Source organism: Paraburkholderia sp. J69-1 (assembly GCF_905220255.1).
Lineage (GTDB): Bacteria > Pseudomonadota > Gammaproteobacteria > Burkholderiales > Burkholderiaceae > Paraburkholderia.
In genome coordinates this window covers 1-308 of record NZ_CAJMZG010000110.1, presented here as the reverse complement: position 1 = coordinate 308, position 308 = coordinate 1, and the positions used below count along the sequence as shown (strand labels likewise).

The 308-nt window shown below is 56.5% G+C and carries 1 protein-coding gene; it reads left to right on the top strand.

All coding sequences use genetic code 11. The features are described 5' to 3' along the window. The coding region (locus tag U5A67_RS40615) for an IS3 family transposase (protein ID WP_321818853.1) at window positions 1-266 on the top strand (266 nt) is incomplete at its 5' end. Window positions 267-308: the final 42 nt, after the last annotated feature.

Below are 308 nucleotides of genomic sequence, written 5' to 3'. Positions count from 1 at the left end.
CGCTGCTTAAGGGCTACGGCATGCGTTGTTCGATGAGCAGAAAGGCCAACTGCTGGGACAATTCGCCAACCGAGAGCCTGTGGGGATCACTCAAGCAAGCGCGCATTCACGGCCAGCGCTTTGCGACGCGTCGCGAGGCGATGGACGAGGTACTTGATTGGCTGAGCTTCTACAATCATGGGCGTCTGCACTCGACGTTGAACTACGTCAGTCCAATGCAATTTGAACAAGACTGGCACGCCGCACAACGAAAGCAAGCGGCATGAGAGTCGCTCGGTTAGCGGATACGAAATTCGCGGGCAAGGTCA